This is a genomic window from Gemmatimonadota bacterium (assembly GCA_021295815.1).
In the GTDB taxonomy this organism is placed as follows: Bacteria; Gemmatimonadota; Gemmatimonadetes; order Longimicrobiales; family Gaopeijiaceae; genus JAGWBQ01.
Window position 1 is genome coordinate 1 of record JAGWBQ010000007.1, and the last position, 17295, is coordinate 17295.

Sequence of the window (17295 nt, forward strand, 5' to 3'; positions counted from 1 at the left end):
GGAAGCCCCGAAGAGAGAGCCGGGGGCTTCGATTCCATGGGGACCGAACCACGAATTCAAGGACGGTTGGATCGACCTGGTGGATCCGGACACAGGAGCGACAGTTGCTCGCTATCGCGGGGACGCGGCCCTGAGAAAGTTCGCGCCTGGCTCGAACTACGTGATCGTCTACGACGAGACGGAGGACGGGGTGCCGTACATCCACCTGCTCGAGCCCAGGCTGGTCAGGACCCCCAGCCCGGTTGACCCCCACACCTCGTCTGCGCAGATTGCGGCACCCTCGAAGCGCCGGGAGGGTAGCAGGCCGGGTTGAAGCTCGCGCATTCGCGAAGCGATCCCGCCGACCTCTTTTCAGGCGCGACTGCCGAAATCACCGTCGATCTCGCCGAAGGGCGCGAGATTGACCTAGGAGAATGGGCGTTCTGGCCACGGGTCGCTCACGAAATCGTCTAACCGTCCGCGATCCGGGAGCAGACACGAGCCCGCACACACAAGCCCGCATCCGGCAATGAGAGAGAGCGAAATTTCCCACCGCCGCACCGCCGTCCCGCTGGCATGGGCGTCGATCCTCGTCCTGGTACCCCTCGGACTGGGGTGCTCGGAATGGCCGTCGCCGCCGCGCACGAACCGGGATGTGGTGGTCGACACCATCCACGGCGTGGAGATCGCCGACCCCTACCGCTGGCTGGAAGACCAGGACGCCCCCGAGGTCCGGGACTGGATTGCCGAGCAGAACGCCCATGCTCGCCGCGTCGTCTCCGACACCGCCGTCGAAAGAGAGCTCCGCGAACGACTGACCGAGCTCATGGACACGCCCGACATCGGGGCCCCGAGACGGGCGGGCGACGAGGAGGTCTTCACCATGCGCCGGAAAGGCGAGGGGCAGGCTCGCATCTACGTCAGACCGGCGTCCGGGGTGGTGGCCGACGGCAGCGCTCCGCCCGATGACGATGACGTCGAAGAGCCCGATCCGGAGCAGGAGTACGAGGTGCTCGTCGACCCCGCCGACTTCGGGGACGAGGCCGTGAGCGTATCGATCGTCGACCTGTCCAAAGACGGTCGCCACATGCTCTTCTCCGTCCGCGACGGCGGAGCCGACGAGGTTTCGGTTCGCCTCTACCACATCGCCGAGCGCAGGGAGCTGCCCGATTCGCTCCCGCGCGCCCTCTACTCCGGCGTGCGCTTCGATCGCGCGGGCGACGGCTTCCGCTACATCCACCGCTCGCGAAGCATCGGTCCTCGGCTACGCCGACACGCACTCGGTTCACCGGTCGCCGACGATGAGGAGATCTGGGGAGATGGCTACGGTCCCACGACCTTCCTGAGCGTCAGCGAGATCGCGGACGGACGCTACTTCCTGCTCGGCGCCCAGCACGGCTGGGCGAGCAACGACGTCTTCGTCATGGACCGGCGGACGGGAGAGGTCCACACCGTCGTCGAAGGCGAGGAGGCGCACTTCGCCGCGCGTCATGAAGAAGGCCGCCTCCTGCTCAGGACCGACCTAGGCGCTCGCAACTACCGAATACTGGCCGTCCCCATGGATCTCGCCCCGGAGCAATGGTCGGATCGGTCGCGCTGGCGGGAGCTCCTAGGCGAGGGCACCAATTTCCTCCGCTCCTACACCCACATCGAAGGTCGCTACTTCGTCACCTACCTGGCCGATGTCAATTCGCAGATTCACGTCTACGAAGAACCCTTGCCTGGAGCGCCCTGGCAACGAGTAGGTCGGGTTCGAACGCCCCAGTACCACAGCGCCGCCATCCGCGGGTCCGGCGACGGGAAGGCCCTGCTCACGTTGCAGAGCTTCGACGTGCCTCCCACCGAGTACGAGGTAGATCTCGCCACGCTGGTCGAAGAACTCGTCGAGGAGCCGTCGGTGTCCTTCGAGAGCCGCGACTACCTGGTCGAACAGGTCTTCTTTCCTTCGGCCGACGGGACACGTTCCACGATGTTCATAGCCCGTCGCTCCGACCTCGAGCCGAACGGCGATCTTCCGGTCCTGCTCCACGGCTACGGAGGCTTCAATGTCGCGATCACCCCCAGCTTCCGGCCCTGGGCCGCGGCGTGGATGGAGCGGGGAGGCGTCTTCGCCGTGGCGACGCTGCGCGGCGGAAGCGAATACGGTGAGGGATGGCACCGGGGCGGCATGCTCGGAAACAAGCAGAACGTCTTCGACGACTTCATCGCCGCCGCCGAGTGGCTGATCGCCGAAGGCTACACCAACCCGGAGCGACTCGCGATCACCGGCACCAGCAACGGCGGACTCCTCGTGGCCGCTGCGCTGACCCAGCGTCCCGATCTCTTCAAGGCAGTTCTCTGCGGACTCCCCGATCTCGACATGGTGCGTTTCAACACGTTCACCGAGACCAACAACATGCCGGCCCTTCTCGAATACGGGGACGCCGCCGATCCCGAACAGTTCGCCTTCCTCCACGAGTATTCGCCGTATCAGGCGGTCGAGGACGGGGTGGAGTACCCGGCGGTGATGCTGACCCAGGGAGACCTGGACACCCGGGTTCCGCCTCTCCAGGCGCGCAAGATGGCGGCGCGGCTGCAGGACGCCAGCTCGTCGGGGCTGCCGGTCATCCTCCACTACGACGAGCGCCGAGGCCACGCCGGCGGGCGATCGCGCCCAAAGGCCATTTCCGACACTGCGATGGAGCTCACCTTCCTCATGACCATGCTCGGGATGACGGAGGGCGGGTAGGCCGGCCTCCACGTCGCTCAGACCAGGTCGCCCTTCCTCATTATGCGGAAGAGCAGGAACGCCGCAGGCGCGCCGACCCCGAAGCAGGCTGCGGCGGCAAGGGTCTCGCCGTACAGCAGGTTGCCGGTCCCGAAGAGCGCGGCGTAGACGACGACGCACGCGACGAACCACGAGAGGAGAGCTCGGGCGGGTCCGCCCCGCGGTGCCGTCCCCAGGCCGTCGGTGGCTCCGCTTCCTCTCCACCCAGGGCCCATCGGTCGAATGAGCCGGTAGAAGTTTCTGAGGGTCTCCCGGTCCGCCGGTCGCGTGAAGAAGGTCACCGTCACCCAACAGAGCGAGGTGACGAGCACGCCAACCACGAGCTGCCAGTGGTCGGCCTGGAGCCAATGCTCGGGAGGTAGGTCGTGCATGGGCTGCACGAACTGGAAGTAGAGTGCGACCAGGAAAGAGGAGACCATCGCGGCTATCTCGCTCCATGCGTTGATCCGCCACCAGAACCAGCGCAATAGGAAGACGAGTCCGGTACCTGCGCCGATCTGCAACAGGATGCTGAAGGACTGACTCGCGCTCTCGAACCAGAGAGCGATCACGCCGGCGAGCACGATCAGGAGAACGGTGGCGAGGCGGGCGGCGAGCACGTAGGAGCGTTCGCTCAGGTCTTTCGCGATGAAGCGGCGATAAACGTCGTCCACCAAATAGGACGCACCCCAGTTGAGATGGGTGCTGATCGTGGACATGTAAGCCGCTGCGAGCGAAGCTACCACCAGACCTAGCAATCCCGCCGGCAGGAAGACCAGCATGGCGGGGTAGGCGAGGTCGTTCTGGACGATCGACGGGTCGACGCCCGGGAACGCGGCCTGGATCGATTCCAGATTGGGGTAGACCACCAGGGAGGCGAGCGCGACGAGGATCCACGGCCACGGACGCAGAGCGTAGTGGGCGATGTTGAACCAGAGAGTCGCCTTGAGGGCGTGGCCTTCGTCGCGGGCCGCGAGCATGCGCTGGGCGACGTAGCCTCCTCCCCCCGGTTCCGCTCCGGGATACCAGGTGCTCCACCACTGGACGGCTATCGGAATGATGAAGATGGCCGTGGCGGTGCCCAGGTCCGAGAAGTCGGGCAGGAGCGAGAGCTTGCCGGCGAGCTCCGGTGCGGCGAGAAGGCTGGTGAGCGCACCATCTTCGGGCCGGCCCAGCGTCAGATGGGCGGCGTCGAGAGCGAACCAGGCGGCCGCGAGCGATCCCGCCATCGCCACCACGAAGAGCAGCAGGTCGGTCACCACCACGCCCCAGAGTCCCGAGACGGCGGCGTACGCCGCCGTGACCGCGCCTGCGATCAGCACTACCTCGAGCTTGGACGCGCCCAGCAGCACGCCCCCGATCTTGATGGCGGCCAGAGTGACGGTCGCCATGATCATGACGTTGAAGAAGAGCCCCAGGTAGACGGCGCGGAAGCCTCGGAGGAAGGCGGCCGGGGGGCCGGAATAGCGGAGCTCGTAGAAGCCGAGGTCGGTCAGGACCTTGCTCCGCCTCCAAAGCCGAGCGTAAAAGAAGACGGTGCACATGCCGGTGAGCAGGAATGCCCACCACACCCAGTTTCCGCTCACCCCGCCCGAACGGACCAGGTCGGTGACGAGGTTGGGGGTGTCGGTGGAGAAGGTGGTGGCGACCATGGAAGTGCCGAGAAGCCACCAGGGCATGGAGCGACCGCCCAGGAAATATTCGCCCCGTCCGGTGCCTGCCCTGCGCGCGAAATAGAGACCGGCCGCGAGCGCAAGGGTGCCGTAAGCGGTGACGACGATCCAGTCGAGACTCGAGAGCAGCATCAGGGCGCCCCCTTGCTGCCGTCGTCCTCGGTGCTGGCGGCGTAGCGGTCGGTGTCGCACGCGTGGATGGTGGCGAACGCTCCGCGCAGACTTTCGGGATACTGGCCGGCCTCGACCCGCCCCAGCAGGTCCGTCCGTGCCCGCTCCCTGTCCTCCGGGTGCGTCACGCCGAGCCAGCGGTCCGCCGTGCTCAGCACCCGAACCTTGGACGCGCCCACCTGGATCTGGCTGTTGATTTCCGTCGATAGGTAGAACTCGCGTTCGACGTCGCTCCCCCAGAATTCCAGGAAGGTGCGGAATTGCCGCCTGAAGCGCCCCACGACCTGGGCCGTGAAGCCCCAGAGGTTCATGGAAGCCATCTCGCGACCGGAAAGCTCCATGGGAGTCCCGTCCATGGCGACGGCCATGATCGACGCCTCCACCCGACGCACCTTGGCCATCTCCGATACCGTGGCCAGCAGCCCGTCGGCCCCGAGCACGCAGACGCCTCGGCTCACGCCCCCGACTCCGGAGAGCGTCTCGGCCAGCGTATAGCCTACCAGGGAAGCGTCGGTTCCGTCGTCGCGGACGAGCTGGTCGTGGAGGGTCCGCATGGCCTGCGGGCCGTAGAGGTCGTCGGCGTTGCATACCCCGAAGGACCCGTCGATCACCTCGGCGGCGCAGAGCGTCGCGTGCGCGGTACCCCACGGTCGGGAACGGTCCGCCGGCGCCGCGTAACCCTGCGGGAGATCGTCGAGACCCTGGTGAACGAAGTCCACCGTCGCCGCGTCGCCCACGACCTCGTGGACATGTCGGCGGATCGCTTCATCGATCTCGGGCCGGATCACGTAGACGATGTGGCTGAAGCCGGCGCGAACCGCGTCGAAGACGTTGTAGTCCATGATCGACTCACCGCCGGGACCCAGCGGGTCGAGCTGCTTGAGGCGTCCGTAACGGGTCGAGAGGCCGGCGGCTAGCACCACCATCGAGACGGGGGCGGATGGAGTCATTGGCGGGATGGAGATGCGAGCGTGAGCGCGGCCTGCCCGGGAGCGGCCTTGAGGTGTGCCGAACCCGGCGCGTTCAAGGTGGCACGAAGATTGCTATACAGAGAGCCGGGCAACCGAAACACGCCCGGGTCGCTCAAAGAGGTCGAACGAGCGTCAACCGGAAACACGAATCAGAGCTCAGAACGGGAGCGGGAAATGGTCAGGACCAGCGGCAAGAACACGGAAGGACCTTGGTGGATAGCTCTCTTGGCACCGGCGATGGGGGTTCCGCTGATGGTGGCGGCGCTTGCCTTCACTACCCATCTTTACTCCGGCGAGCTCCCCGCCGAGAAGATCGACGCCCGCAGCCCGGAGGGCGAGTACGTCGAAATCGGCCGCGACCTCCGCAGGTGTCCGACCGACCAGATCGCGGAACCGGAACCAGCCGACCAGAATCATCTGCCATCAGCCGGCCGAAGGTCGTCACACTCCATCTAGCAGGCCGCGGATCGGTCCGTTCAGGCCGATCACCTGCCTCGAGGTCTCGTCAGACCGCCTCGATGTCGTAGCAGATCCGCCAGTCTGACATGTTTTCGGGGTCGTCGCTTCCCTCGTCGCTGGGCTGGTGACGACCGATCCAGCTCGAAGCCGGACCCGAGTACTCCCGATGGTAGTGCTCCAGGTGGTCGTCCTTGCTGAAACGGTCGATCTCGATTCCGAAGAGCTCCACCGAGAGAGTGTCGCCCACGGGGCCGTCGAAAAGCACCCGATCCAGCTTCTCGATCTTGTTACGCCGCGGATGGTCGGAGATCACCCAGTGACCCTTTTCGGGGAAGGTCTCTTCTTCGATGTTCCCCATCGTCGTGACCCGGGAGCGGAAGCGGAATTCGCCCTCCTCGTCCCAAGGGGCCTCCTTGTTGTCCTTGATCTGGATCCAGCGTAGAATGACGCGAACGTTGGTTGGGTTCTCCGACATGCGGCCGACTCCCGTACGGTGGTTGGGGAACGATGCTGAGCGGTGGATAAGATACGCCCTAAGGCGAAGAAAGTAAAGGCGAAGCCTGTCTTTCTCGGCGCGACCCCGAGCGCAGCGTCCTGCCCGGATGCCGACACCGCCCGCCCGTCAGCCATCCACGTTATTTTTAACGGCTGTAAAGACAAAAAAACCGACACACCCGCGACCCGCCACGGCTGCGGTATCCGGAGCGCTTTGACATGAAAACCGGCATTCATCCCAAGTACATGGAAGCCAAGGTATCCTGCGGCTGCGGCGTCAGCTTCACCACCATGGCGACCGTGCCGGAGATCAGGCTCGACATTTGTTCGGCTTGCCACCCGTTTTACACCGGCAAGCAGCGGCTCGTGGACACGGCCGGCCGCATCGATCGGTTCCACAAGAGGTACGCCGGAGCCGGCGGAGGTTGAGAAGGCTGGACAAATCGGTTGCATGAGGCTGCCCGATGTCGAACCTGGACTGGTAGCCCGCCTGACCGAAGCCGCCGAACGCCTCTCGCTCGTCGACCAGGAGCTGGCAAGCGGCGCCGTCCTCGCCGAACCCAGCCGATTGCGCGAGCTTGGGAGGGAGCGCGCCCGCTTGGAGGGAATCGTCTCTGTGGGACGGGAGATGGAAGCGGCGTGCGAAGAGCTTGTCGAGGCCCGGTCGCTCAAGGTCGAAAGCGACGATGCCGACATGCGGGAGCTCGCGACCGAGGAGACGGTCCGGCTGGAAGCGTTGCTCGACGAGCTGGCCGAGACCGCCCGGGAGCGCATAGCTCCGCCTGACCCGTTGGACGCCCGCGACGCCGTCGTGGAGCTCAGGGCGGGCACGGGCGGCGACGAGGCCGGCCTCTTCGCCGGAGATCTCATGCGCATGTATCGGCAGTACGCCGAACGGATGGCCTGGAGATTGGAACTCATGTCGCTCTCGGAGGGCGTGCCTGGGTCTGTCAGGGAAGCCGTCTTCGCGGTCAGGGGCAAGGGCGCGTTCGGACGCCTCCGTTCGGAGTCGGGAGTGCACAGGGTGCAGCGCGTGCCCTCCACCGAGAGCCAAGGACGCATCCACACCTCCGCAGCGACAGTGGCGGTCCTGCCCGAAGCCGAGGAGATCGATCTTGAGATCGCCCCGGGAGATCTCCGCATCGACGTCTTCCGTTCGTCCGGTCCGGGTGGGCAGTCGGTGAACACCACCGACTCGGCGGTGCGCATCACCCACGTCCCGTCAGGGCTCGTGGTCACCTGCCAGGACGAGAAGTCCCAGCACAAGAACCGTGCGAGCGCCATGAAGGTTCTGCGCTCGCGCCTCCTCGACCGCGCCATCGCCGAGCGAGAGGCGAAACGCTCCCGCGAGAGGCAGCTCCAGGTCGGCACGGGAGATCGGTCCGCCAAGATACGCACCTACAATTTCCCGCAAGGAAGGGTGACCGACCACCGCATCGGACTCACCCTCTATCGGCTCACCGAGATACTCGCGGGTGATTTGGACGAGCTCGTCTCGGCCCTCTGGGTCACCCGACAGCGGGAACTGCTGAACGACGAGCGATCGTGACCGTGGCATCTCGCCAGGCATGGAGCGGGATGGACCTGGCCAGGCGAGCCGGCTCCTACCTGGAGGAGCAGGGAGTGGAAAGGGGCGTCTTGGATGCCGAACTGCTCCTTGCGAGCGTTCTCGGGATAAACCGTCTCGATCTCTACCTCCAGTTCGACCGTCCGGTCACCCCTGCGGAGCTCTCCGGCTTTCGCGAGTGCGTTCGCAGGCGGGCCCGGCGCGAGCCGCTCCAGTACATCACCGGGAGCGCCGCGTTTCGAGAGTTCGAGGTTCCGGTGGATCGACGCGTATTCATCCCCAGACCGGAGACCGAGATCCTCGCGGGCGAGGTGCTGGACTGGTCCGAACGTCGCTACGGACCGCAGCACCCTCCCACCGCATCAGCCGGTGGGACCGGAGCCGAGTCCGTCGACGACGCCGGGCTCGACCTCCTGGAAATAGGGACCGGGTCGGGGGCGATGGCCATTGCTCTCGCACGCGAAGGACCCTTCCGCAGAGTTCTGGGAACCGACATATCTCCCGAGGCCGTTTCGGTTGCGGCGGCGAACGCCCGCCTCTGCGGACTCGAGGAGACGACCGACGCGCCCGTGATCGAATTCCGGTGCGGACGGAGCTACGAACCGCTGCGTCCGGGAGAGCGTTTCGACGTCATCGTGTCCAATCCTCCCTATATTCCGTCAGCGGAAATCGAAGACCTGGCACCGGAGGTGAGGGACTGGGAGCCTCGACGCGCCCTCGACGGAGGTGCGGACGGACTTCGCCAGATCCGGGAGATCGTTTCGGAGGCCTCCGGCTGGCTCGCGCCGGGCGGTCTTCTCGCCTTGGAAGTCGGTTACGGTCAGGCCGGCGCCGTGCGCGACCTGATCGAGTCCGACCCGACCTTCGCCGCAGCCCGCGTCTGTCCCGACCTGACCAGACGGGAACGCTTCGTTCTCGGCCGGGCGCGGCCCGCCGGGAGCTTCACCCAACAGCCTACCTGAGACGACCGTGTATCAACCCAGAGACATCACCCCCGCCACCGGCAGGCTCGGCGTGCTCCTGCCGGGATTCGGCGCCGTGGCCACCACCTTCGTCGCAGGCGTGGAAGCCGCTCGGAGAGGGCTCGCGTCTCCCATCGGCAGCCTGACGCAACTGAACACGATCAGGTTAGGCAGGCGCACCGCCGATCATTCCCCGCTCATTCGCGATTTCGTTCCGCTCTCGGGGCTCGAAGACCTTGTCTTCGGGGCATGGGATCCCATCGCCGACGACGGTTACGCCAGCGCCCTGAACGCCGGAGTTCTCCATGCGGAGAGACATCTCGATCCGATCCGGGAATTCCTGAGCTCGATCAGGCCGATGCCGGCGGCCTTCGACCCGGCCTACGTCAAGAAGCTGGAAGGCGAAAACACCAAGAAGCCGACCAACAAGCGCGAGCTCGCAGAAGAGCTGCGCGCCGACATTCGACGTTTCAAGCGGGAGAGCGGGGCCGATCGCCTAGTCATGATCTGGTGCGGGTCCACTGAGGTCTACGTGCGTCCCGGGCCGGTGCACGAGACCGTCGAGAGCTTCGAAAAGGGAATGGAAGACGGTGATCCCGGAATCGCGCCGAGCCAGCTCTACGCTTGGGCGGCGCTCAAGGAGGGCGTTCCCTACGCCAACGGGGCGCCCAATCTGTCGGCGGACTTCTCCGCATTGGAGGATCTGGCGAGAGAACGGGCCGTGCCGATCGCCGGCAAGGACTTCAAGACCGGCCAGACACTGATGAAGACGATCCTGGCTCCGGGCTTCAAGGCCCGCATGCTCGGGCTCTCGGGCTGGTTCAGCACCAACATCCTCGGAAATCGCGACGGCGAGGTCCTCGACGACCCCGAGTCCTTCAAGACCAAGGAGGTCTCCAAGCTCGGCGTGCTCGAGCACATTCTCCAGCCGGACCATTATCCGGAGCTCTACGGCGAGATGTACCACAAGGTGCGGATCAACTACTATCCGCCGCGCGGCGACAACAAGGAAGGTTGGGACAACATCGACATTTTCGGATGGATGGGCTATCCCATGCAGATCAAGGTCGATTTCCTATGCCGGGATTCGATCCTGGCCGCGCCCATCGTTCTCGACCTCGCGCTCTTCCTCGACCTTGCGAGCCGCGCCGGTCTCTCGGGAATCCAGGAGTGGCTCTCCTTCTACTTCAAGAGCCCCCAGACCGCTCCCGGTCTCTATCCGGAGCACGACATCTTCATCCAGCATCGCAAGCTCAAGAACACTCTGCGCTGGATGATGGGCGAGGAGATGATCACGCACCTCGGGCGCGAGTACTACGACGAGTAACCGGGCCGTGACACACCGCGAAGACGCGAACGCGGCGGCGCATGCGGATATGCGTTCGGATGTAGGGCCCGGCTCGTGTTCATAGCTATCGAGGGGGGCGAGGGCTGCGGCAAGAGCACTCAGGCCCGGCTGCTCTCGGAATGGATGGACGCGCAAGGGATCGAGCACGTGCTCGCCAGGGAGCCCGGGGGAACGAAGACTGGTGAGGCCGTCCGCGAGCTCGTTCTCAGCGGGCTCGACATGGATCGACTCACCGAGCTCTTCATGATTCTGGCCTCGCGATCCGAGTTCGTGACCCGGATCGCCCGCCCCACGCTCGAGTCGGGCATGGCGCTCATCGCCGACCGCTTCTCGCTTTCGACCCTAGCCTACCAGGGATACGGGCGCGGGATCGATCTCGGCGTGGTTCGAGCGGGGTTGGAGATCGCGACCGGCGGACTGGAACCCGATCTCTACGTCGTCATCGACCTGCCCCGAGAGGTCGCCCGCAGCCGTATGGAACGAGCCGGCGGAGGGCGGGACCGCATCGAAAGAGCCGGTGAGGAATTCATGGCTGCCGTGAGCGACGGATACCGGAGGCTCGTCCGTTCCGCGCCTCACGTCGCCATGGTGGACGGGTCGGGCACCGAGGCCGAGGTTCACGATGCCGTCAGGAGGCTGGTCGATGCGCGATTGCGCGGCGGCACGCGAGATCCCCGAGCTCCCGGACGGCCGAACGGGTACACACCAAGCCGCAAGGGGGGTAGGTTTTAAGATGGCAAAGAACGGAATCCTCGGTCTCGTCCTCCGCGTGAGGGTCTACCTCGCCATCGCTCTCGCGGTGCTCGTAGGTACCTGGCTTCTCCAAATGGGGATCGGCAGGGCCGAAGAACGGAACCCGGGCGAACAGCTCTTCCGGGCGGTGGTGGAGCGTGTCGAGGAGGATTTCGTCGGCGAGGTGGACACCGAGCTCCTCTACCGGGCGGCGATCGAGGCCCTGCTCGGCGAGCTGGACGACCCGTACTCCTCCTATGTCCCGGCGCGCGCTTACGAGAACATGCGCATCCAGACCGAAGGGGACTACGGCGGACTCGGGCTGGAGATCGTGAACCGCGCGGCCGGCGTCACGGTCGTCCACACCATCCCGGGCACTCCCGGGCATCGCGCCGGAATCAGGGAGGGCGATTCCTTTTTCGAGATCGACGGCATCCGGGCCGATACGTTGAGAACGGAACAGACCGCTATTCTGCTGCGCGGCAGGCCGGGTTCGAGCGTGCACGTGAGAATGCTTCGTCCGGGCATCGAACATCCGATCGACTTCGAAATCGAACGCGCGACCATCAGGCTCAGGGCGGTGCCTTTCGGTCTGCTCCTCGACGGAATCGCCTACGTCCCTCTCGAGACCTTCCGCGAGACCGCAACCAGGGAAATCGGAGAGGCGATCGACTCCCTCGCCGCAGCCGCCCGGGACAGCGGACTTCCCGGCCTGAAAGGGCTGGTGCTCGACCTGCGCGACAACCCCGGCGGACTCCTGAACGAAGGGGTGAAGGCCACGGACCTCTTCCTGGACGAAGGGCTGGGCGTGGTGGAGACTCGGGCGAGGAACGGGCGCGGGAACGTGACTTACGCCGCCACTTCCCGAGACCGGTACCCGGAGCTTCCCATGGTCGTACTCGTGAACGGGTCGAGCGCGTCGGCTTCGGAGATTCTCGCCGGGGCCCTGCAGGATCACGACCGGGCGCTCGTTCTCGGCGAGACCACTTTCGGCAAGGGATCCGTCCAGACCTACTACTCGTTTCCGCAGGGAGACGCGCTCAGGCTGACGACGGCGAGCTGGTATACTCCGGCTGGCCGCTCCATCTCCCGTTTCTTCGACGAAGCCGAGACCGCAGGTGGGGACGCGGCGGAGACGGAGATAGGTGACGCACCCGAGGACCAGGTCGCCGAGGACGACGGCGGATGGACGGAGCGGCTTACCATCGGTGGACGCCGGGTCGCCCCGGTGGATACGGCCGGACGTCCACGGTTCGAGTCGACGTCCGGGAGGATGCTCTACGGTGGCGGCGGAGTTGTGCCCGATCGCTTCGTCCTCCCGGAGCTGCTCCTTCCCGACGAGGAGAAAGGCCTGCGCGAGATAGCGCTGCTGGGAGGGAGGTACGCTGCGGAGAGCTTCGATTTCGCGGTGACGTACGTGCGCGACAACCCCGGCCTCGAGGTCGGCTTCGACCTGAGCGAGGAAGATCTCGATGAATTCGTCGCCCGCCTGGTGGAGCTGGATGAGACCATCGATCTCGTAACCGTCTCGGGCGCGCGTCGGTTCTTCCGCTACGGACTGGAGCGCGAGATCGCCCAGCAGGCCTTCGGCGACAAGGGCGCCCTGCTCCAGGTCATGGAATTCGACAGGCAGCTCGCCGCCGCCCTCGACATCCTCGCGGAAAGCGGCTGACGCCTGTTTGGGCCGCTTCTCCGATGGGATTCGGATAGTCGAAGTCCCGTTTCGCCATCCAAACGCCCCATCCGAACCGTTAACGTTCAGTCATGACCGCTGCAGCTTTCGTGGAGATGGTTCGGGGCGGGCTCGTGGAGTCGAGCCACGCCGTTCATGCAGCCGTCGTCGATGTGCGCGGAGGTCTCGTGGCGAGCGCGGGAGATCCCGACCGGCCCACTCACTTTCGTTCCGCAGCCAAACCTATCCAGGCTCTTCCGCTCGTCGAGGATGGAGTCGTCGACGATCTCGGTCTGACCGATGAGGAGCTGGCCGTCTGCTGCGCCTCGCACGGCGCCGAACCGGCCCACCTCGAGGCCGTGCGCTCGATACTGCGCCGCGCCGGCGTGGGGGAGGAGGCACTCCGCTGCGGCGCCGAACGCCCGCTCCGCCCGGCGAGCGGAACCGGCTGTGCAAGCATGTCTCCCGAAGGCGGTCCGCTTCCCATCCATCACAATTGCTCCGGCAAGCACGCCGGCATGCTTGCGCTGGCGAGCGCGATGGGCTGGCAAACGGAAGCCTATCACCGGCCCGCGCATCCGGTTCAGAGGCGGATGCACAGGGAGGTCGCCCGCTGGACGGGTCTGGATCCCCAGGATCTGGTGACAGCCGTGGACGGCTGCGGAGTTCAGTGCTTCGGCGGCCCCCTGCGCGCTTTGGCCACCGCCATGGCTCGGCTCGGAGACGCCGCACGGAAAGGCGAAGCCGCCGCTCGGGTCATCCACGCCATGATCGACCACCCCTTCATGGTCGGAGGAAGCGGGCGAACCTGCACCGACGTGATGGCCCGCGCGGGCGGGCTGACCTTCGTGAAAGTCGGAGCTGAAGGCGTCTTCGTGGGAGGCCTGCCCGAAGAAGGCGTCGGCTTCGCCCTCAAGGTGGCCGACGGGGCCTGGCGCGCAGCCAACGTCGCCGTGGTCGCCCTGCTCGCCGAATTGGGAGCGCTCGACGAGCAGATGCTCGCGGCTCTGGCGGACCATGCCCGGCCGCGGGTGTCGAACTCGAGGGGTGAGGAGGTAGGCTTCCTACGGATGCGCGGACCGTGCCTGACCGCGAAACTCGGAGCACCGGCCCGTCGTGCGTAAGCCTGCCGCCGCCTTCGTCGATCGCGCGGTCGTCGAGGTGATCGCCGGAACCGGCGGATCGGGGTCGGATGCCTTCCGGCGAGAGAAAGGTGTGCCCCGGGGCGGACCGGCCGGAGGAGACGGCGGACGCGGCGGCGATGTCGTCTTCCAGGGCGACGTCCAGCTCTCGACGCTTCTCGACTGCACATACCGGCGCCACTATCGCGCCGGCAGAGGCGGCCATGGGGAGGGCAAGAACCGAACGGGCCGGAGCGGAGCCGACTGCGTGGTGCGCGTGCCGCTTGGCTCGGCGATCTTCGATGCCGACACCGGCGAGCAGCTCGGCGAGCTCCTGACGGAGGGCGAGGAACTGGTGGTGGCGCGCGGCGGCCGGGGGGGACGCGGAAACACCCATTTCGTCACACCGTCCCGCCAGGCTCCCCGGCGCTGGGAGCCCGGTGAGGAAGGCGAGAGCCGCCGTCTGCGCATCGAACTCTCGCTCATGGCGGACGTGGGACTCGTCGGCCCACCCAACGCCGGCAAGTCCACGCTCCTTTCCGCGGTCTCCGACGCCCGCCCCAAGGTGGCCGACTATCCGTTCACCACCCTGGAGCCGAATCTGGGAGTCGCGGCCCTTCCCGGCTTTCGCTCCCTCGTGATCGCCGACGTGCCGGGCATAATCGAAGGCGCGCACGAAGGACGCGGCCTCGGTCACCAGTTCCTGCGCCATATCGAGCGGACCCGCGCACTGGCGCTCACAGTGCCGGTGGACGCGGAGGACCCGCAGTCCGAGCTGGATAGGCTGAGGGCGGAGCTGGGTGCGCATCTGCCTGAACTCCTCGAGGTCCCCTTCGTGGTGCTCCTTACCAAGTCCGACCTCCTTGGAGACCGGGTCGCGCCGGAGCTCGCCGGTCGGGGCGCCAAGCACGTGCTCGTCGTCTCCGCCGTGACCCGGAAAGGTCTCGACGAGACGCTGGAAGCGCTGTGGCGATGCTCCAACTCCACCGACCAGGGAGATACCCGGTGACCCAGGGTACCGAAGCCGGCTCCCATGACCTCGACGCCGGCGAGATACGGGCGCTGCTGATACTCATGGGGCTCCCCAAGGTCGGTCCGGTCGTCTTGAACAGGCTGATCCGGCGTTTCGGGTCGGCCGGAGCGGCCCTGGCCGCCGACTGGCGAAGCTTCCACCGCGTCGCCGGTCCTCGCTTCTCCGGTCGCGACCTGCGCACCAGTTCGGAGAACCTTGCCCGCGCCGAGGAGGGTTTGACGAGGATAAGGCGGTCCGGAGCGACGGTACGACTCCGAGGTTCGCCGGGCTTCCCGCCTGGCCTCGAGGCGGCGGATACGCCGCCGGCGGCGATCTTTCTCAGGGGCCGTCCGGAAATCGTCGAACGACCGGGCATAGCCATCGTGGGCTCGAGACTCGCGACCGAAACCGGGCGCGACCTCTCCCGTCGGCTTGCCGGGGCGATCGCCGCCTGCGGCCGGCCGGTGGTCAGCGGACTTGCTCGTGGAATCGACGCGGCCGCCCACCGAGGTGCGCTCGCTGCGGGCGGTCCGACCGTAGCCGTGCTCGGATGCGGCGTGGATGTCGCGTATCCGCGGATGAACCTGCGCATCTTCAGGAAGATCGCGAAGGAGGGAGCCCTTGTGTCCGAGTTCGCTCCCGGAGAAGGAGCCGCACCCCACCACTTTCCCCGTCGCAATCGCATAATCGCGGCCCTTTCCGAGGTCGTGGTGGTGGTTGAGGCGGGGCGGAAGAGCGGGGCCATGATCACGGTGGAGCATGCGCTCCGGCAGGGCAAGGACGTCTGGGTGGCGCCAGGTCCGGCCGGGGCTTCGGGGTGGCTGGGCGGCCGGGCGCTGATCGCCGAGGGCGCTACCCGGCTCGAGTCGATCGACGAGTTCATCACCCGAACCTGCGGCGGGCCCGCGCGTCCCGAGGAGCCGGCGCTTCCGCCCGAAGAGGCGGCGCTCTTCGCCCGACTCGGTTCCGAGCCGGTTTCGGTGGACGAGCTCGCCTCCGGTCCCGAGGACGTGCCCCGGACCCTGTGCGTGCTGGCGACGCTCGAGGTGGATGGGTTGGTGGAGAGCTGCCCGGGGGCGCAATTCCGCCGCAGCAGGTGACGGAGCCGGCGGTCGCCGCCACCCAGGAGACCCGTGGTCGAGCCTCTCACGCCATCCACGGACCGCCCGTCCGCCACCTCTACGTTCACGCCCCTTTTTGCGCACGCCGCTGCTTCTACTGCGACTTCGCGGTTCACGTCGATCCGGAGCCGTCCGGCGCCGGACCGAGGTCCGGAGACGATTCCGCGACTCCCGGTCCGGGCGGCGGGACTCGGGCTTGGCTGGCAGCTCTCGCGGGTGAGCTCGCCTCCACCCGACGCGAGGGCGTCTTCGCGCTCGCGCCTCGGTTGAGAACGCTCTACGTCGGCGGCGGCACACCATCGCTCCTGGGCCCCGAGTCCATGAACGCCCTCAGGAGCTTGCTGGGCGAGACTCGGTTCGAAGACCCCGATCTGGAGTGGACCGGCGAGGCGAATCCGGAGAGCTTCGACCTGGAGTTGGCGGAAGCCTGGCGACGAGCGGGGGTCAACCGTCTATCGCTGGGGCAGCAGTCCTTCCACGAACCGACGCTGCGCTGGATGGGACGGCTCCACGGATCGGAGGGCGGCGCTCGGGCTCTCTCCGCCGCTCGTGATGCGGGCTTCGACAACGTGAGCATCGACCTCATGTTCGGGCTGCCCCGAAGGCTCGGGCGCGACTGGACCCGAGACCTCGACAAGGCGCTGGCGCTCGAACCCGAGCACGTCAGCCTCTACGGACTTACTGTGGAGGAGCGAACTCCGCTCGGACGCGCGGTAGCTGAAGGAAAGGAGGCCGTAGCTGACGAAGAGCGCTATCGGGAGGAGTATCTGGAGGCGGCGGAGACGCTGGCTAGGGCCGGCTACGATCACTACGAACTCTCCAACTTCGCGCTCGAGGGACGGCAGAGTCGTCACAACTCGGCCTGCTGGCTGGGAAGCCCTTACCTCGGCATCGGCAACGGCGCCCACTCCTACGCCCATCCGCTGCGGCGCTGGAACGAACCGGACTGGGAGGAATACCACCGCCGAGCGATCGGAGGGGATCTCCCGGAGGCGGGACGCGAGCTTCTGACTCCGGATGCGGAGAGGTTGGAGCGGGTCTGGCTTGCTCTTCGTACCCGGCGCGGGCTCGAACTGGAACGGGCAGGGGACGGTGCGGCCCGAGAGAGCGCCCGGCAACTGATCCGGCGCTGGCAGCGACACGACCGGGCGGTTGTAGGGGCGGGACGCGTGCGGCTGACTCCCAAGGGCTGGCTCCTGCTGGATTCGCTCGCTGTCGAACTCGCCGAACTCCTGCGGTAGGTCGAGCGGACAGCCGCGTGCCGCA

General features: G+C 66.7%; 16 protein-coding genes. 13 read left to right on the forward strand and 3 right to left on the reverse strand.

Annotation, left to right across the window (positions count from 1 at the left end; genetic code table 11):
* Both J4G12_03580 and J4G12_03585 read left to right on the forward strand, forming a co-directional pair.
* Positions 1-313 (forward strand): hypothetical protein (locus tag J4G12_03580; GenBank protein ID MCE2454886.1); only part of this gene is annotated, 313 nt, incomplete at its 5' end.
* A gap of 195 nt (positions 314-508) precedes the next feature.
* On the forward strand, positions 509-2707 hold the full coding sequence (locus J4G12_03585) for a S9 family peptidase (protein ID MCE2454887.1): 2199 nt from the start codon (positions 509-511) through the stop codon (positions 2705-2707).
* 17 nt (positions 2708-2724) lie between these two features.
* On the opposite strand, the gene J4G12_03590 is transcribed toward J4G12_03585, so the two are convergent.
* Both J4G12_03590 and J4G12_03595 read right to left on the reverse strand, forming a co-directional pair.
* Complete coding sequence (locus J4G12_03590; protein ID MCE2454888.1) at positions 2725-4530, reverse strand: Na+:solute symporter; 1806 nt, start codon at positions 4528-4530, stop codon at positions 2725-2727.
* Entirely contained in the window at positions 4530-5519 is a 990-nt protein-coding gene (locus tag J4G12_03595) for an NTP transferase domain-containing protein (protein MCE2454889.1), read from the reverse strand. The genes J4G12_03590 and J4G12_03595 overlap by 1 nt, the downstream gene beginning before the upstream one ends.
* A gap of 195 nt (positions 5520-5714) precedes the next feature.
* Between J4G12_03595 and J4G12_03600 the strand changes: the two genes are divergently transcribed.
* On the forward strand, positions 5715-5996 hold the full coding sequence (locus tag J4G12_03600) for a hypothetical protein (protein MCE2454890.1): 282 nt from the start codon (positions 5715-5717) through the stop codon (positions 5994-5996).
* Positions 5997-6045: 49 nt separating this feature from the next.
* Here J4G12_03600 and J4G12_03605 read toward each other — a convergent pair whose 3' ends face one another.
* Positions 6046-6474, reverse strand: coding sequence for a hypothetical protein (locus tag J4G12_03605; GenBank protein MCE2454891.1), 429 nt, complete (start codon positions 6472-6474; stop codon positions 6046-6048).
* 239 nt (positions 6475-6713) lie between these two features.
* Between J4G12_03605 and rpmE the strand changes: the two genes are divergently transcribed.
* From rpmE to J4G12_03655, 10 genes are all read left to right on the forward strand, one after another.
* Complete coding sequence (gene rpmE / locus J4G12_03610; protein MCE2454892.1) at positions 6714-6923, forward strand: 50S ribosomal protein L31; 210 nt, start codon at positions 6714-6716, stop codon at positions 6921-6923.
* Between the two features lie 22 nt (positions 6924-6945).
* A complete protein-coding gene (gene prfA, locus J4G12_03615) occupies positions 6946-8043 on the forward strand; it encodes a peptide chain release factor 1 (GenBank protein MCE2454893.1) in 1098 nt (365 codons plus the stop codon).
* Positions 8040-9023 carry a peptide chain release factor N(5)-glutamine methyltransferase gene (gene prmC, locus J4G12_03620; protein MCE2454894.1) on the forward strand — a complete coding sequence of 328 codons (984 nt, stop codon included), beginning with the start codon at positions 8040-8042 and terminating at the stop codon, positions 9021-9023. The genes prfA and prmC overlap by 4 nt, the downstream gene beginning before the upstream one ends.
* A gap of 7 nt (positions 9024-9030) precedes the next feature.
* A complete protein-coding gene (locus J4G12_03625; protein ID MCE2454895.1) occupies positions 9031-10350 on the forward strand; it encodes an inositol-3-phosphate synthase in 1320 nt (439 codons plus the stop codon).
* 75 nt (positions 10351-10425) lie between these two features.
* Positions 10426-11103 carry a dTMP kinase gene (gene tmk / locus J4G12_03630; protein MCE2454896.1) on the forward strand — a complete coding sequence of 226 codons (678 nt, stop codon included), beginning with the start codon at positions 10426-10428 and terminating at the stop codon, positions 11101-11103.
* Position 11104: 1 nt separating this feature from the next.
* Entirely contained in the window at positions 11105-12775 is a 1671-nt protein-coding gene (locus tag J4G12_03635; protein ID MCE2454897.1) for a S41 family peptidase, read from the forward strand.
* A 92-nt stretch (positions 12776-12867) separates the two neighbouring features.
* Positions 12868-13899 (forward strand): asparaginase, encoded by a 1032-nt coding sequence (locus tag J4G12_03640; GenBank protein ID MCE2454898.1) that lies wholly within the window; start codon positions 12868-12870, stop codon positions 13897-13899.
* Positions 13892-14905, forward strand: a complete 1014-nt coding sequence (gene obgE, locus J4G12_03645; GenBank protein MCE2454899.1) for a GTPase ObgE — start codon at positions 13892-13894, stop codon at positions 14903-14905. Before J4G12_03640 ends, obgE begins: the two co-directional genes overlap by 8 nt.
* Positions 14902-16008, forward strand: coding sequence for a DNA-processing protein DprA (dprA, locus tag J4G12_03650; GenBank protein ID MCE2454900.1), 1107 nt, complete (start codon positions 14902-14904; stop codon positions 16006-16008). The genes obgE and dprA overlap by 4 nt, the downstream gene beginning before the upstream one ends.
* Entirely contained in the window at positions 16005-17270 is a 1266-nt protein-coding gene (locus J4G12_03655; GenBank protein ID MCE2454901.1) for a coproporphyrinogen III oxidase family protein, read from the forward strand. The genes dprA and J4G12_03655 overlap by 4 nt, the downstream gene beginning before the upstream one ends.
* Positions 17271-17295 lie beyond the last annotated feature (25 nt).

What these genes read in the sequence shown, in the direction of transcription:
- J4G12_03585 (MCE2454887.1), top strand. Translation starts at nt 509, where the DNA reads ATGAGAGAGAGCGAAATTTCCCACCGCCGCACCGCCGTCCCGCTGGCA.
- J4G12_03590 (MCE2454888.1), bottom strand. Translation starts at nt 4,530, where the DNA reads ATGCTGCTCTCGAGTCTCGACTGGATCGTCGTCACCGCTTACGGCACC.
- J4G12_03595 (MCE2454889.1), bottom strand. Translation starts at nt 5,519, where the DNA reads ATGACTCCATCCGCCCCCGTCTCGATGGTGGTGCTAGCCGCCGGCCTC.
- J4G12_03600 (MCE2454890.1), top strand. Translation starts at nt 5,715, where the DNA reads ATGGTCAGGACCAGCGGCAAGAACACGGAAGGACCTTGGTGGATAGCT.
- J4G12_03605 (MCE2454891.1), bottom strand. Translation starts at nt 6,474, where the DNA reads ATGTCGGAGAACCCAACCAACGTTCGCGTCATTCTACGCTGGATCCAG.
- rpmE (MCE2454892.1), top strand. Translation starts at nt 6,714, where the DNA reads ATGAAAACCGGCATTCATCCCAAGTACATGGAAGCCAAGGTATCCTGC.
- prfA (MCE2454893.1), top strand. Translation starts at nt 6,946, where the DNA reads ATGAGGCTGCCCGATGTCGAACCTGGACTGGTAGCCCGCCTGACCGAA.
- J4G12_03635 (MCE2454897.1), top strand. Translation starts at nt 11,105, where the DNA reads ATGGCAAAGAACGGAATCCTCGGTCTCGTCCTCCGCGTGAGGGTCTAC.
- J4G12_03640 (MCE2454898.1), top strand. Translation starts at nt 12,868, where the DNA reads ATGACCGCTGCAGCTTTCGTGGAGATGGTTCGGGGCGGGCTCGTGGAG.